This is a genomic window from [Clostridium] clostridioforme AGR2157 (assembly GCF_000424325.1).
Taxonomy (GTDB): domain Bacteria; phylum Bacillota; class Clostridia; order Lachnospirales; family Lachnospiraceae; genus Enterocloster; species Enterocloster clostridioformis_A.
This window is the reverse complement of record NZ_AUJR01000003.1, coordinates 171743-185886: the sequence shown is the minus strand read 5'-3', so window position 1 is coordinate 185886 and position 14144 is coordinate 171743. Positions and strand designations below refer to the sequence as shown.

Sequence of the window (14144 nt, the reverse complement as noted above, 5' to 3'; positions counted from 1 at the left end):
TATCAACACTAGAAATCTACTATATTTACTCTGAAAATGCAAGTATTAAATGGCGTACAACATTAGTAATATGTAACCACCACTGTTTTTCCCATCCCCTCAATCACGTGCCTCAGCTGTTCCACCAGATTCTGGCGGATACCCAGGTCAAAGGGAAGTCCCGGATTCTGGTACGCACTGTTGATTGCCTTTCCCACATACAGGTGGACCTCCGTGCAGTCTTCTATGAGCACCTTGGCCACCATGGAACCTCCGTTGGGCTTATCCAGCTCCTGGAAAAATTCTTCGGATACAGTCTCATTCTTCACATATCTGCGAAGCAGCTGGAGCACCCGGTTAAGGGTAAGGACTCCCTCCGTAACCAAATCCACGCCATCCATGTATGCGATGGGAGGTATCTCCGGATCCACATAATCCAGGGATACATCCAGTTTCTTCCCCAGCACCCTGGACACGATGGTGGCGCTGGTTCCTCCGCAGACAATGGTCTTGGCATTGGGATCATCCATAAAATCCTGGACCATACGAACGTCGTCTTCCGGATTCCTGGCAGGACCAGTCATGAGATGAACAGGCTTGCTGTCAATAATCCGCATGCACGCCACCGTGGTATCATCTCCGGGACGGAACTGATACAGCTCGTCACAGGCCCTGCTGATGCTTGCAGCCAGACGCATGGCCGATACGGTCAGAGGATACTGTCTCACTGCGTAGTCCGCAATGTCCTGCCACAGCCATCCAAAATTCAGCAGTTCTCCCACTCCCGCATGGATGGTACCGTCGCTCATGAGAATCAGGGCATCGCCTTTTTTGACCTTGAATCTGTATTCGTTGATTTCCTTGCCCTGCATGACCCGTACATTCTTCGGTATCTCCATTAGCTTTCCGTCCCGGATGAATATGCATCCGGGATTATCATATTCCACCAGATACGCATCACCATTATGGTATACCTGCAGTATGCTGAAGGTGGAATAGGCCACCTGCCTGACCTGACAGATGGGAAGGGTCTCGCTGATGGTATCCACACACTCCTCCAGGGTAGCCCCATTGAGGAACATGGTTCCCAGTATCTTAGAGGTCAGCGTGGACAGGATATTGGCCTTGACCCCGCTTCCCATACCATCCGCCAGAATCATGATATTGGAATCCTCGGTCTGCAAAAGCTCTACCTTGTCCCCACACAGGATTTCGGTGTACTTGTTCAGGCTTTTATATGCAACATCCACTGTAATTCCCATTATTTACCTCCGCTGCCGCCTGGTTTCATTAAAACCACATTGCTCAGATGGACATACCCGGACTTTCCGCCGCCCGGTTTGGCGCTGCCGATATGGACATAGCCCGTAGGCTTTTTCTGTTCCCCGGCATTGTCTGCCGGATTCCCGTCTCCTGATGTCAGTCCGACTCCTGGTATCTGCCCGGCTCCCGGCATCTGCCCGGCTCCCGCTCCGCCGGGCGCCCCGGCTGTCATGACACCCTTTAAGGGCACGGCTCCGCTTCCCAGCTGTACGCCCGGAATTTCCCGTTCCAGTTCTCCCCCGGTATACCCGGCATCGCTGCCGTCCTCCAGCAGGGAGTGGCACAGCTTGGTCAGGGTGGTTTTTGTCTCAGCCGTTGTCTCTCCCAGCAGACCTGCTATCTCCTGAGCCACCATCATCTGCTTGTGGATGACCTTCTGGGCCAGATCTATGGTTTCCAGCTTTCTCTCATATTCTTCCTTGGCCAGCTCCTCCTCACGGGTTATGTCTATGAAGGTGGCCAGGACTGCATTTTCCTTTTCTATGTACACAATGTTCTGCAGGGTGGAAAGATTATATTCCGGATAATTCACCCGCTTGCCATGGATGTTCTGATGTGTATCAAATACCCACTGGAAGTTCACCGGGTCGATGAGTTCATACAAATACATCTGCAATGCCTGTGAACGGGTCCTGCCAAAATATTTCTCGCCCACATCCGAGTACTCCATGATGCGCATGTCATCTCCCACAATCAGTACGATGTTCGGGGAAGTCTCCATCACCAGGTTGGCCATGGATTCCGCCTTTTCATGCATAAAGGGGATGCACATGCTCACCTCTGCCTTATGCTGGAATACGGCAATGGCCTTTTCCCGGCAGGTAGGGTAACCGCAGGCGCCGCAGTTCAGCTCGTCCTCCGGCTTTAGCTTGTTGGTCATGCGCAGGATTTCCCGTATCTGTTCCTCCGTAGGCTGGGGGTCCCTGGGGGAATGGTCCTCGAACCGCTTCCTGAAGTTCACATTTTCCCATACCGGCTCCATCTGCTTTTCATCAGCCGGCTCTCTGCAGATGCTCTCTTCCATGTCCAGCTTTACCTTGAATCTGGATATGAACTCCTCATCCACCGTGGGGCCTTTGATGCAGCCGCCGGAACACATATTCATCTCTATGAAACAGCCCTTGATTTCACCCCGGGACATACTCTTACACAAATCAATACAATTGTCCTCCCCGTGGACATAAAACTTCCTGTATCCGTCCCCCTTTTCCTCGGTGGCCAGCACGGAATTCACCACGCCGTTAGTCACTGGATACAGGCGGTTCACCTTTGGGTCAAAGGCGGTAAATGGCCGGTCTTCACAGTCCCCGATTACGATGTCCTCTTCCTCCAGCCATTTGTTTATGTCATTGAAATTTAATACAGCGTCAATATAGCCCTCATGTCTCAGGTCCATGGCTTCTTTTTTCTTGGCAATACACGGTCCAAGGAACACGACCTTCACATCACGCCCCAGTTCTTCCTTCAGAAGCTTTCCGTGGGCAATCATGGGGGACACCACCGGTGCCAGGTAAGGTATGAGCTGCGGATAGTAGATTTCCACCAGGTCATTGGCGCTTGGACAGCATGTGGTTATGATGTTCTCCATCTTGTGCTCTGCCAGGAGCTTCGCATATTCGGCAGTCACAAAAGCGGCTCCCTCGGAAGTCTCCCTCACATCCTCGAATCCCAGACGCAGCAGAGCCCCCCGCACCTGACCGATTGTCTTGTATTTCAATAACCCCATATAGGACGGTGCAATGGACACCACCACACGCATGCCTTCACGCAAAAATCCGCGGACCATGTTCAGGTCGCTTTTAAGGGTTTTTGCTGACTGGGGGCAGATTTTCAGACAGTGACCGCACAGGATGCACTTGTCCGGCATGATGACCGCCCGCTCATCCTTGACCTGGATGGCCTTTACCCCACAGTAACGGACGCATTTATAGCAGTGTTTGCACTTTGTGGCTTTGAAATCTATGATTTCCATGCCCATAATCAAAGTCTCCCCCTAATCTCATTTTCAAAAAATTCTTCTGTATCTTCCGGCTTCAGGGAGTACAACTCGCCCTCCACCGTCACGCACACTCCATGGTCACAATTGCCGGAACAGAACGCACCGTTTAAGTCCACCTTATCAGACAGGCCGTTCTCATCTACCAGCTTCTGGAGCTTACTGATAATCTCCCTGGATCCCTTTAAATGACAGGCGCTTCCAATACATATCGTTACTTTCATCCCTTATTCCTCCACTATCTGCGTGTATTATGGGCTCACCCCAAACCATGGCTTAATTATCTCACACTGTGATATTTATATCAATAATATTTCTCAAATATTTTATAGAAAAGACAGACCTGTTGTGCTATAGTTAATGATATTTACGAGAGGAGTTGAAGTATTATGAAAAAACATATTTCCTTACTTTTAATGGCATTTATGGGTGTCTCCCTGGTGCTGGGCGGATGCGGCAAGAGCACCTCAGGCACACCTGGCACAGAATCTCAGACTAAAGCACAGACTGAAGCAAAGACCGTGGCGCAGACCATAGCCCAGACCGGTGACAAAACCGCCCGGGACCAGGCTTCAGAAAGCCCTTCCGGTGCAGCGTCCTCCCCTGACTCTGAATCCGGTTCCGGCGATGAACTGAACACGGGTTCCGATGAAAACAAGCTGAACTGCCAGGCAGCCATCCGCATAGGCTCCCTAAAAGGCCCTACCTCCATGGGACTTGTATCCCTGATGGACAAGGCCTCCAAGGGCGAGACTTCCAATGTCTATGAATTCACCATGGCCGGCAAGGCTGATGAACTGGTGGGCAAAATTGCAGACGGCGTCCTGGATATTGCCCTGCTGCCTGCCAATGTTGCCAGTGTGCTCTACGCCAAGACCCAGGGAAATATCACCGTCCTGGATATCAATACCCTGGGCGTCCTCTATGTAGTGGCCTCAGATGATTCCATCACCTCCATGTCCGACTTAAAGGGACGCACCATTTACATGACAGGAAAGGGAACCACACCTGAATACGTCATGAATTACCTTTTAAAGGAAAATGGCCTTTCTGCATCTGATGTGGACCTGCAGTTCAAATCCGAGGCCACTGAAGTGGCATCCCTGTTAAAGCAGGATTCCAGTGCCATCGGCGTTCTGCCTCAGCCTTTTGCCACTGCTGCCTGCATCCAGAACCCGGACTTAAAAACAGTGCTGGATTTTACGGAACAGTGGAACATGCTGAACAAGGACACAGGAAGTATGCTGGTAACAGGCGTTACCCTGGTGCGCAGCGATTTTCTCAGAGAGAACCGTTCCCCTGTTGCAGACTTCATAAAGGACCATGAGGCCTCCACCCTTTTTGCCACGGAACATACAGAGGACGCCGCCAGGCTGATTGCCAAGCAGGGTATTGTGGAGAAGGCCCCCATTGCCCAGAAAGCCCTTCCCTACTGCAATATTGTATGCCTGACCGGACAGGAGATGAAGGATGCCTTAAGCGGCTACCTCTCCACCTTAAATGGGCAGGACCCCAAATCCATCGGCGGACAGATGCCCGGAGATGATTTTTACTATATGCCCTAACCCTTGATTGCGGAGACATCACTCATGAATCAACCCACAAATCACAACACACGAATAAGAAAATATCTGGTTTGGCTGTTCTGGATTGCAGTATGGCAGGCAGCCAATCTGCTGATACACAACAACATAATATTCGTAGGCCCTCTGGACATGATAAAGGCCCTGGCAGAACAGGCAGCGGACCCTTCCTTCCGGACCACCATCCTGAATTCCTTTGCCAGGATAAGTCTTGGTTTCCTGGGGGCCTTTTTCTTAAGCATCCTCCTGGGAAGCCTGGCCTATCTCTTTCCCCTGGTAAAAGAACTGCTGGACCCGGTCATGCTGCTGATTAAGTCCGTACCCGTTGCCTCCTTCATCATCCTGGCACTGATATGGATTGGCTCCCGCAACCTGGCAGTGTTCACCTCCTTTCTGGTGGTGGTGCCCATGGTCTATGTAAGCACCCTGTCCGGGCTGGAACATACGGATAAGAAACTGCTGGAAATGGCCCGGGTCTTCCGTATGCCCATATGGAAGCGTATTCACTATATCTATGTGCCGGCCCTCCTGCCATACCTTGTAAATGGGTGCGGGACTGCCCTTGGGATGAGCTGGAAATCCGGCGTGGCCGCGGAAGTCATCGGCATACCAGAAGGTTCCATCGGAGAACAGCTGTACTACTCCAAGCTGTATCTTGACACGGCCGGACTCTTTGCCTGGACCTTTGTCATCATAGTAATAAGCGCACTGTTTGAGCGTTTCTTTCTTTATCTGTTAAAGAAAATAAAGCATTGAGGAGCGTGTATGGAATGACCCTGGAATTAAAAAATATCTCTAAATCATTTGACGGGCTGCCCGTATTAAGGAACCTGAACCTGTCCTTTCATCAGGGACAATGCTATTGTCTGATGAGTCCGTCCGGTTCAGGCAAAACCACTCTGCTGCGCATTCTCATGGGGATGGAACAGGCGGACCATGGCTTGATACTCGCAGATGGAAAACCTCAGGACATGGATTCCCTGACTGTTTCTGCTGTTTTTCAGGAAGACCGGCTCTGCGAATCCTTTTCCCCCATTGAAAATGTATCAATGTGTGCCGGGCGGCTGGTCAAAGCGTCCCGCATTAAATGGGAACTGGCCCGCCTGCTTCCGGAGGAATGCCTGAACCGCCCTGTGTCCACCTTAAGCGGCGGCATGAAGCGCCGGGTAGCCGTCATTCGGGCCCTCCTCACCCCCTCACGTATCCTTCTCATGGACGAACCCTTTACCGGTATGGATGACGAATTGAAACGCAATGTCATTTCATATATCAGGGAAAAACAGGACGGAAGGCTTTTAATTCTATCAACCCACCAGGAGGAGGATGTGGAACTCATTGGCGGGGAGCTGGTGAGATTGGAAAACTGTATGGACGGCTGATGAATCGGAGGATGTTTTGGCCCTGCCGGAAAAAACAGATGATATGTATGATATATCAGTAAAATCAAAGAAAGGCGCTGCGGCCTCTGGTTTTGCCAGATGGCCCGCAGCGCCTTTCACATATAAATTTGTATAGAATTTGTATAAAACAGACTGATTCAAGCACCTGTGTCGGTGTGGACAGGATGACCTTACATCTGTCTCATCTGGTCCTGGCAGGATGGTGCAGGCACATCGAAGGCAGGATTGAACGCATAGAAATTCCTGCTGTCCAGTTTCTCCTGAGTGATGCGCAGCAGTTCACCGAATCTCTGATAATGAACGACTTCCCTTTCCCTCAGGAATTTAATGGGTTCACAGACGTCATAATCCTTGACAACGCGCAGAATATTGTCATAGGTGCTCCTGGCTTTCTGCTCTGCGGCCATATCCTCATGAAGGTCCGTAATCACGTCTCCCTTGGACTGGAACTCACATGCATTAAAAGGAATCCCACCTGCTGCCTGGGGCCAGATACCGGTGGTGTGGTCGATATAGTAAGGTCCAAAGCCCTGCTCTACCAGCTGGTCAGCAGTCAGTCCCTTTGTCAGCTGATGAATGATGGCAGCCACGATTTCCAGATGGGCAAGCTCCTCTGTACCGATGTCGGTCAGGGTTCCCTTGCACTCTTTATATGGCATGGCGTAGCGCTGGGAAAGATAACGCATGGAGGCGCCCATTTCGCCGTCCGGCCCACCGGATGTCAATAACATATGATTAGATTAAGCCCCTGGAATCATGGTTCCGGAGGCTTTTCTGGTTTTATTATAGCATGGCATTAAGGCAATGTCAGTATGTTTTTTTGGAAATCTATCTGAACCAGACCCTATGTATGCCGGCCTACCCCAAAAGAATCATTCCCCATTTATCTTCCCGCATTTTATGATACCTTTTGTAACTTTTTGTTGTCCCCCTTCCCTTGATAGTCCCCCTCCTAATAGTTACTTTTATAATGTAAAAAATTTTAGGAGGGCTAGCATGAAATACGAAAGAGAAACCAGTAACTTGCTTCGACGGCTTGGCGTCAATAATTCCTACATAGGATTCCGCTATACTATCTATGGTGTAATCCGCTCAGTTCATGAACCGGATCTGCTTTCCTATATATCAAAAGGACTATACGTAGAAATTGCGGTTCGGTATAAAACATCTGTAGGATGTGTAGAACGCAATATTCGCACCATCATCAATACTATCTGGCTCCATGGCGACCGGAATCTTTTAAACCAGGTTTTCGGCTTTGAATTGGCACAAAAGCCACGAAACGGCGCCTTTATAGATGCGCTGGCTCATTATGTTGTACGCCATTATTATGATTGAGTAAGTCAGGGCGCTACTGCAGCGCCCTTCGGTAATCTACCACGCAAACACATACCGTCTATTTATCATGTCGTACTCCTCCGCTATACGGAGCACGCCCCTGGCATCTGTAATCATGCACTTCCCCTCGTCAGAGCCCTTGACCGGACACAACAAAAATGCGTCCCCGGCTGCATCCGTCTGGTAGCCGGTCAGCATGTAGCCCTCGCTGTCAAACAGATACCAACCGCAGGTGCCGTCCGTAGCCTCCCGGAGCCAGTACCAGCCGTTGGCCGCATAACTGCCATCCGCAAACTGGTACCACCAGCGCTGCCCGTCTGCGGCCGGCTGGAAGCCCTGGGTGTATGTCACCGGGACCGGCGTGTAGTCGATGTCGCAGAGCTTCAATGCCTTCTGCCAGGGCGTGGCAGACACCTTTGATTGGATTGTGCCATAGTTGATGCCCTTGGCCTCGATACAGTATCCATCGCCTATGTACACCCCGATGTGTCCAGGTTTCCAAAGCGCCCAGCCGACCATGGTCTCATTGAGGTGGTCAATGCTCACCCGCTCCGTAGCTGTATCGTGATAGTTGTAGCTGCCGCGGATGCGCCCGGTATACCAGCTGATGAGGCCGGAGCAGTCCGTGCAGCGCCGACCTATGTACTTGGCGGCCTTGGCCTTGTAAGTAGATGTGTATGTGCCTGGGTTCTCCCGGGCCAACCTATCCAGTATGGCTTGGGTAAGGACCTCACCCTTGGCGCCGTAGACGTAGGGTGTGCCAAGCTTGTCCTTGCAATGTTCAATTAAACCTGCTGCTGTTTTACTCATATCGTACCTCCAATCAAAAGATAAGGCCCGGGACTTACTCCCAGGCCATAAAAAGTTGTGATGTCACAAGTTGCGATATCGCAACTGCCACTTAACCCTCTATCATCTGTTTAAACGCCTGATGCAGGCCTGTACTTGCAAGACCGCTAAAGGCTCCGGCCAGAATGATATCCGGGCTTACACTTCCCGCAATCCAGATGTTAAGTGCTGCTCCCAGGATGGCCACCATGGTAGGGATGTATTTGTTGTCCAGGTCTTTCACCCACTTTTTTGCTATGTAACCTGTAATCAAGCAAATGCCTACAATGACCGCCACCGCATAATTGCTAAAAAATGATAAATCCATATTCTATTCCTCTCTTTCTTTTTCCAGGTCACCAATCCTATGGTTGGCAACCTTAATCTGTTCCTGTATGACCGCCTGAGTCTCCTCCAGCTTGTATGTGCGTTCAATCACAGTATTGTGCTTATCCACCTTCTTTTCTAGCTGCTCAATCCGGTAATTGGTCAGCTTGGCGGAAGTTACCACACCTACGAAAGCCCCCGCAGCGCTCCCAAGCAGGCCGATGAGCGCCACCATGATATCCGTGGGTATCTGCATATCATATACCTCACCTTTCCTATTCGTCCAAGGCTTCCAACAGCTCTGCCTTTTCCTCTTCTGTTAGGTTCTTGTAACCATCCAGGATGTCTGCCGGTTCCTCCCCCTGATTTTTCCGAATCTGCAGGGCCCGGATAATGATGTTGCGCTGTATATTGGATAACATTACATTGCACCTCCTATCATGTCTGCCATTGCTACTGTTAACTGTGCATTATCTGCTTTTAACTGCTGAATCTCTTCCTTATCAGTCGGTAGCCTATTGATTGGTGTTATCCCATCGGCCTTGTAAAATACGCCGTTTATGTACTTATCTCCTATCTCACAGGGATATTGCAGACAATCAACCGCAAAGGCATCGTCACCATATACGCACCGTGTTATTCGGTTGACCTCTTCATAGTTATATGCCACAACAACATTCTGTACCGTTTCGTCGGATATCATTGCGAATACTTCGTGTGCTACCATATTAGTCCTCCTATCTTAATCTCAATAAAATGATTCCTGAGCCACCAGTACCTCCAGGCATTTCAGTATTCCCAAGGCTACCTCCGCCACCTCCGCCACCGCCCGTATTAGGCGAAGCAGAACCTCCGACAACATTCCCGCGGCCTCCATAGGCCCCGCCACCAGAACCAGGACTACCAACATTAGCCGTTGTGCCTGTCCTACGCTGACCGGCTCCTCCGGAACCTCCGCCAGAATATAATGTACCCTGTGGCTCTCCAAATGCTCTGGTGGTACGGCCTTGTCCGGCCCCTCCTGAACTGGAACTCCCTGTAGTACTGGACCACCCTCCACCAGGATTACCATCTGAACCACCGTAACCACTGGTATTGTCGAAACATCCACCACCTCCACCAGAACCTCCAGCACCGCCATTAGCGTTATTTGAATTTGGTGACTGCCCGCTATATCCACCATCAGCATTGCATAATGAAACGCCATCTCGCCATACAGAAGTCCCTCCACCATTATTGTTAGAATTTCCACCAGCACCAACAAAACAATTTATCACCTGTCCAGCAGAAACGGCAATGTTAAATACAGTAATTGTATATCCGCCGCCACCTCCGCCGCCGCCTATTGCAGATAGGTCATATGGTTCTTTTCTCGATTGTGCTCCACCGCCACCTCCACCAAGGCAAAATATATCCAGTATAGAGAATCCTTCGGGGATTGTATAATTCTGTGTACCCGTAATGGTAATCAATTGCATTACACCAGTAGTTACTGATGCCTTCTTAATAGATGCTGGGTCATATACCGGACTGTATATCTTTCCAAAGTTTGTTGTGGCATACCCAAAGCATGTAAAATAATAAGTGGTATTTAATGCTGGTAAATCCATAAATGCTTGTGACCAGCCTCCAGGAGTAACATTGTCTCCTGCTCCTGTATAAATTGCATCCCAAGTAGGCGCATTCCAAGCTGGATATCCACCCGTACTGGCTTTTATTATTACTCCGCAATAAGGTTTTCCAGGAGCCGCATACGGATTCTGCCATTTCAAAAGTACTCGGCGTCCACTATATGCGGCTACACTAAAAGACAGTATACTATTTACTGTCATGGTTCCTCTCTGAGGTTCATCACTATCAGCTCCATAAAATATTTCTCCGTTCAGTACGTGAGTGGCAATAGCGGTCAAGCCATCTGTATCGGCTCCTCCACTGCCGTGTATAATTGCTTTCAATCTCTATTCCTCCTCTGCTGAGCAACCCCTTAACCATACAGCAAATTCCGTGGCCGGTTTCTTGCTGTAGGAGGTTACCGTCAATATGCCATCTGTATTACACTCTGCATCATCAATCATGTTCAGGTATTTTCTTCGTATTTTTATTTTTTCTGCTTTCTGCTCCGCCGTAAGTTCGCTGTCGCTCTTTATCAGTCCCGCATACAGCTCAATCGCATCTGTTGTCTTAAGATGTTGCACTTTTATGTCTGCTGTATATGGCGCAGCGGACTGCGTGAATGCAGGGATGGTAATTTGTTTGTCATTCCTCAGGGCGGCACGCTCGACCTTTTTCTTAAGATAATTGTCATTATCCAGCAGTACCTGATACCGTGGATTAAAGGTATCAGGCGCTCCCCGGTCCTTGGTCGTCACCTGCTCCATGGTCTGGCTGAACGCCGGATTATCTGTAATTGGTAACTGTGCCATACTTAGCCTCCTTAAAATACCTCGTCCATGTCAAAAATGAACTCCATGTCATCATCCTTGCCTTTTGGCAGGAATGTCTTATACGCAATCAGGTCCCCGTCTGAGTCAAACAACCCCTGTTCGGATATATTCTGATTGGCCAGCTCCGCTTTCCCAAGTCGCACCGTGTACCGGCAAGTGGTCTCCTTATCATCCGTATAGTTGTGGCTGTCGATATCCTTCTTAAGCAGTTCTGCCTTAAGAGCCGTCTCTGTTCCGGTTGTCTCAATAACATTCCCATCCGCATCTACACCGCCAGACCCGAAGGCCATCTGGGTGATTGCTGGCAGTATCTGGTCCCCTGCATGTGACCTGCACAGCTTCTTACGTCCTATCTCTGTGATTATTCCTTGTGCCATATTGTCTTACCATCCTTTCATAATTCATATTCAAATATTTCTGCGTCTAATAGCTTGGTTCCGTCCAGCAGGTAAGTCCCATCCAGATACCATAGGTCGTTCTCGACAGTCAGCTTGCAAATCATCTCAGGTCCGGTAGATATCTGCTGTACTATACCGGACACGGAACATATGGAGGCATTTGCCTGTCCGTCACCGTGTAGCGTCAGCACTTCCCTCGTCTTTTGATACGCCGTAGCGTCAGACTGACAGGCAGTCCGCATACCTGCATCTATTGGGACTGCCGTGTGGCCTTTAAGCCATTGCTGCACATCCGTTCTGAGCCTCGCCGACATGGATGACAGTAGCCGTAATACAGGATGGACCTTCATTTCCTTGAATGCCTCTGATATCATACCGACTGCCCTGCCGTCCACTGCATTGCTTACCGAGAGGCTATCCCTGATTACCATCTCAAAGGGATACAGATCCAGTCCTGCCGCCTTGTACCCATTGAGTAAATAAGTCCCGTCCAATTCCCAGGTTCCATCCAAGTACAAGAACTCACGGTTATATCGGGCATAGAAATCGGAAATCAGTTCCAACCTACCTGATGTGGCTGTATTGGCCGGTATCTCTATTGGGTACAGACCAGCAAAAATGAACAACAGGTTGGCCGGTATCATCTGACGCGTCATGTCCCGAAGTTCCTGTAATACACGACACGGCTGCTCAACAATCCACAACTCCAACTCATATGTCTTGCCTCTCACCCACAAGACATACCCATCGTTCCCCACGATTACCTCTAGGCGTTCCTTTAGACGGGGAAGTGTGTAAGGAAGCTGTTGGTTCCATTTGAGCGCAACTGCAGCTCTACGTTCTTCCAGTGTGTCTCCCGGATATGGTTTTAGTCCTAGCATCAACTCATAGCGTTTAATCCCCTGAATCGTGGCAGCAGGAATCAGGCTGTCCTTCCACAGCGCATCCACATTGCCATACAGCCGTCTCAACTCACCTTCCTGCGCCCCGTATAGCTGTCTGAATTCCTTTACTTCCCGCAGGAAATCCGGGACATACCTGGCTAAATCCAGTACCCGTCCTGACTGCCCACCCTTATCATCCACTTATATCCCCCCTTACTGCGATTGAACTGGAAGAGAGTACATGATTGCCGGGACTTCCATTAATCTTTGTATCATAAACATCCACAATACCTTCGATGTCCAACAGGCGTCCCTCAATTCGTGACACCCTCACAACTGTCTGAGCATCATCCTGCCATGCCATGTTCAGTTCATGAAGATATGTATCAATTGCCTGAAAAATATCCTCTCTGCACCTCTCAAAGTTGTAGCCCGCCTGATAGACAATGGTGGATATGATGGAAACCCTCTCTTCTGCTGCCCCCTCTACGGTAACTGTGTGACCAATGGGTGCCAGGCCATATCCCGCCCCTGTATCCGGAGCTGGGTCAATCACATCCTTTACTGCCTGGATTAGTTCATTTGACGGGATTCCATATTCCGAGTTGATGATTACCAGCTTCACGGTCCCTCCTCCATCCCAGGCCGGATATACCTTGACACCTCCCACACCAGATATGCCATTCACCTTTTCACGGTAATCCGCAATATTCCCACCAAAAGCTTGTGAATACAGACTGTCAAAATAACGGTGCCGGAGCTGTTCCGTCCCCTCCTCGTCCTCTCCTGGAATCAGTAATTCTGTCAGTTCTGCCCGTGACAGCCCTCTGATATACTCAATTGGTATGAGCGGCCCAAACAGCGTGTTCCCTGCTGTACCTATAGTCTCACACTGCATTATATACTGCCCTTGAGCAATACGTTCAACTGTCACATAGTTCAACGTCTCCAACGAAAAACGGCTGCCAATAGGTATATCCGTGTCAAATTCACCTTTAAGTACTGCATATGTGGCCTCTTTCGGATGCAGGCCACGCTCTGATGCTCGCTTGATTAAAAACTCACGGCTAGCCGTATCCGCGAACAATTCATTCAAAACTGCATGTAATTCTGTGTACATTAGTTGCATCTCCACCGCAGACGGAGCCAATGCATCATAAATGATTGACCCTTCCCGTTTGTCAACATCACTTGGAACCCGGTCCAACATACGCTTCAAGATTTCCTCATATGTTACGTTTTCATACACTTACAACCACCTCCTTTTCTGCTGCGAACACTCCCACATCACTGGAAACGGTAAAGGCTACCACAACTTGCTTTCCATTTCGTGTAAAAGAAAAAGCCCCGACGCTCCGGATCCGGTCATCCTGCATCAGTGCTTCCTTAATCCGCTTTTTAATCTTAGACTCCAACACACCCATTGACCCGCCATACAAGTCTGTGAACTCCCTACCATAGTTCCAACTGTAAACGATGTGTTCAAACCGCTCTGTATTCAGAATACAGAACATGGACTGCTTTACGGCCTCTATCCCGTCCACATTCCCTATCACCCTTCCATCCTTCAATCTATATGTCTTTGACGGCTGTTTTCGGATAGTAAAATCCGCTCTTAAAATGTCTCCCGTCTTCGGCAGCATC

General features: G+C 49.6%; 18 protein-coding genes and 1 pseudogene. 4 read left to right on the top strand and 15 right to left on the bottom strand.

The features are described from left to right. Nucleotides 1–62: 62 nt before the first annotated feature. The 3 genes from G614_RS0101010 to G614_RS0101000 are packed head-to-tail and all read right to left on the bottom strand — an operon-like array spanning nucleotide 63 to nucleotide 3522. The gene (locus G614_RS0101010) at nucleotides 63–1241 is read right to left on the bottom strand and encodes a SpoIIE family protein phosphatase (RefSeq protein WP_027640430.1); all 1179 of its coding nucleotides are present in this window, start codon (nucleotides 1239–1241) and stop codon (nucleotides 63–65) included. Then, nucleotides 1241–3280, bottom strand: a complete 2040-nt coding sequence (locus tag G614_RS0101005) for a [Fe-Fe] hydrogenase large subunit C-terminal domain-containing protein (protein WP_027640429.1) — start codon at nucleotides 3278–3280, stop codon at nucleotides 1241–1243. The genes G614_RS0101010 and G614_RS0101005 overlap by 1 nt, the downstream gene beginning before the upstream one ends. Before the next feature lie 2 nt (nucleotides 3281–3282). Then, nucleotides 3283–3522: a (2Fe-2S) ferredoxin domain-containing protein gene (locus tag G614_RS0101000; protein WP_027640428.1), complete on the bottom strand. Its 240-nt coding sequence runs from the start codon at nucleotides 3520–3522 to the stop codon at nucleotides 3283–3285. A gap of 165 nt (nucleotides 3523–3687) precedes the next feature. Here G614_RS0101000 and G614_RS0100995 point away from each other — a divergent pair, with 165 nt between their 5' ends. The 3 genes from G614_RS0100995 to G614_RS0100985 are packed head-to-tail and all read left to right on the top strand — an operon-like array spanning nucleotide 3688 to nucleotide 6260. Beyond that, nucleotides 3688–4863 carry an ABC transporter substrate-binding protein gene (locus G614_RS0100995; protein WP_027640427.1) on the top strand — a complete coding sequence of 392 codons (1176 nt, stop codon included), beginning with the start codon at nucleotides 3688–3690 and terminating at the stop codon, nucleotides 4861–4863. Between the two features lie 24 nt (nucleotides 4864–4887). Further along, nucleotides 4888–5637 carry an ABC transporter permease gene (locus G614_RS0100990; protein WP_027640426.1) on the top strand — a complete coding sequence of 250 codons (750 nt, stop codon included), beginning with the start codon at nucleotides 4888–4890 and terminating at the stop codon, nucleotides 5635–5637. A 14-nt stretch (nucleotides 5638–5651) separates the two neighbouring features. Beyond that, entirely contained in the window at nucleotides 5652–6260 is a 609-nt protein-coding gene (locus G614_RS0100985) for an ATP-binding cassette domain-containing protein (RefSeq protein WP_027640425.1), read from the top strand. A 191-nt stretch (nucleotides 6261–6451) separates the two neighbouring features. Here the strand turns inward: G614_RS0100985 and G614_RS26505 are convergent. Continuing rightward, nucleotides 6452–6997, bottom strand: a pseudogene (locus G614_RS26505) (manganese catalase family protein); the annotation flags it as partial. A gap of 280 nt (nucleotides 6998–7277) precedes the next feature. Between G614_RS26505 and G614_RS0100970 the strand changes: the two are divergent. Beyond that, the gene (locus tag G614_RS0100970; protein WP_002570509.1) at nucleotides 7278–7619 is read left to right on the top strand and encodes a sporulation initiation factor Spo0A C-terminal domain-containing protein; all 342 of its coding nucleotides are present in this window, start codon (nucleotides 7278–7280) and stop codon (nucleotides 7617–7619) included. A gap of 36 nt (nucleotides 7620–7655) precedes the next feature. Here G614_RS0100970 and G614_RS0100965 read toward each other — a convergent pair whose 3' ends face one another. The 11 genes from G614_RS0100965 to G614_RS0100915 all read right to left on the bottom strand — a co-directional run bounded on the left by G614_RS0100965 (nucleotide 7656) and on the right by G614_RS0100915 (nucleotide 14143). Further along, nucleotides 7656–8429, bottom strand: a complete 774-nt coding sequence (locus G614_RS0100965) for a hypothetical protein (protein ID WP_027640424.1) — start codon at nucleotides 8427–8429, stop codon at nucleotides 7656–7658. Between the two features lie 91 nt (nucleotides 8430–8520). After that, nucleotides 8521–8775: a phage holin family protein gene (locus tag G614_RS0100960; RefSeq protein ID WP_021893251.1), complete on the bottom strand. Its 255-nt coding sequence runs from the start codon at nucleotides 8773–8775 to the stop codon at nucleotides 8521–8523. A 3-nt stretch (nucleotides 8776–8778) separates the two neighbouring features. Continuing rightward, nucleotides 8779–9030, bottom strand: coding sequence for a hypothetical protein (locus G614_RS0100955; protein ID WP_027640423.1), 252 nt, complete (start codon nucleotides 9028–9030; stop codon nucleotides 8779–8781). 19 nt (nucleotides 9031–9049) lie between these two features. Next, nucleotides 9050–9196, bottom strand: a complete 147-nt coding sequence (locus G614_RS31865; protein WP_166430211.1) for a hypothetical protein — start codon at nucleotides 9194–9196, stop codon at nucleotides 9050–9052. After that, a complete protein-coding gene (locus G614_RS0100945; RefSeq protein WP_027640422.1) occupies nucleotides 9196–9501 on the bottom strand; it encodes a hypothetical protein in 306 nt (101 codons plus the stop codon). The genes G614_RS31865 and G614_RS0100945 overlap by 1 nt, the downstream gene beginning before the upstream one ends. Before the next feature lie 10 nt (nucleotides 9502–9511). Next, nucleotides 9512–10252, bottom strand: coding sequence for a glycine-rich domain-containing protein (locus tag G614_RS30995; protein ID WP_334291494.1), 741 nt, complete (start codon nucleotides 10250–10252; stop codon nucleotides 9512–9514). 480 nt (nucleotides 10253–10732) lie between these two features. Then, a complete protein-coding gene (locus tag G614_RS0100935) occupies nucleotides 10733–11197 on the bottom strand; it encodes a hypothetical protein (protein WP_027640420.1) in 465 nt (154 codons plus the stop codon). A gap of 11 nt (nucleotides 11198–11208) precedes the next feature. Then, nucleotides 11209–11595: a phage tail protein gene (locus tag G614_RS0100930; RefSeq protein ID WP_027640419.1), complete on the bottom strand. Its 387-nt coding sequence runs from the start codon at nucleotides 11593–11595 to the stop codon at nucleotides 11209–11211. Nucleotides 11596–11612: 17 nt separating this feature from the next. After that, on the bottom strand, nucleotides 11613–12701 hold the full coding sequence (locus G614_RS0100925) for a putative phage tail protein (RefSeq protein WP_027640418.1): 1089 nt from the start codon (nucleotides 12699–12701) through the stop codon (nucleotides 11613–11615). Next, a complete protein-coding gene (locus tag G614_RS0100920; protein ID WP_027640417.1) occupies nucleotides 12694–13749 on the bottom strand; it encodes a baseplate J/gp47 family protein in 1056 nt (351 codons plus the stop codon). The genes G614_RS0100925 and G614_RS0100920 overlap by 8 nt, the downstream gene beginning before the upstream one ends. Continuing rightward, entirely contained in the window at nucleotides 13742–14143 is a 402-nt protein-coding gene (locus tag G614_RS0100915) for a DUF2634 domain-containing protein (RefSeq protein ID WP_027640416.1), read from the bottom strand. The genes G614_RS0100920 and G614_RS0100915 overlap by 8 nt, the downstream gene beginning before the upstream one ends. Nucleotide 14144 lies beyond the last annotated feature (1 nt).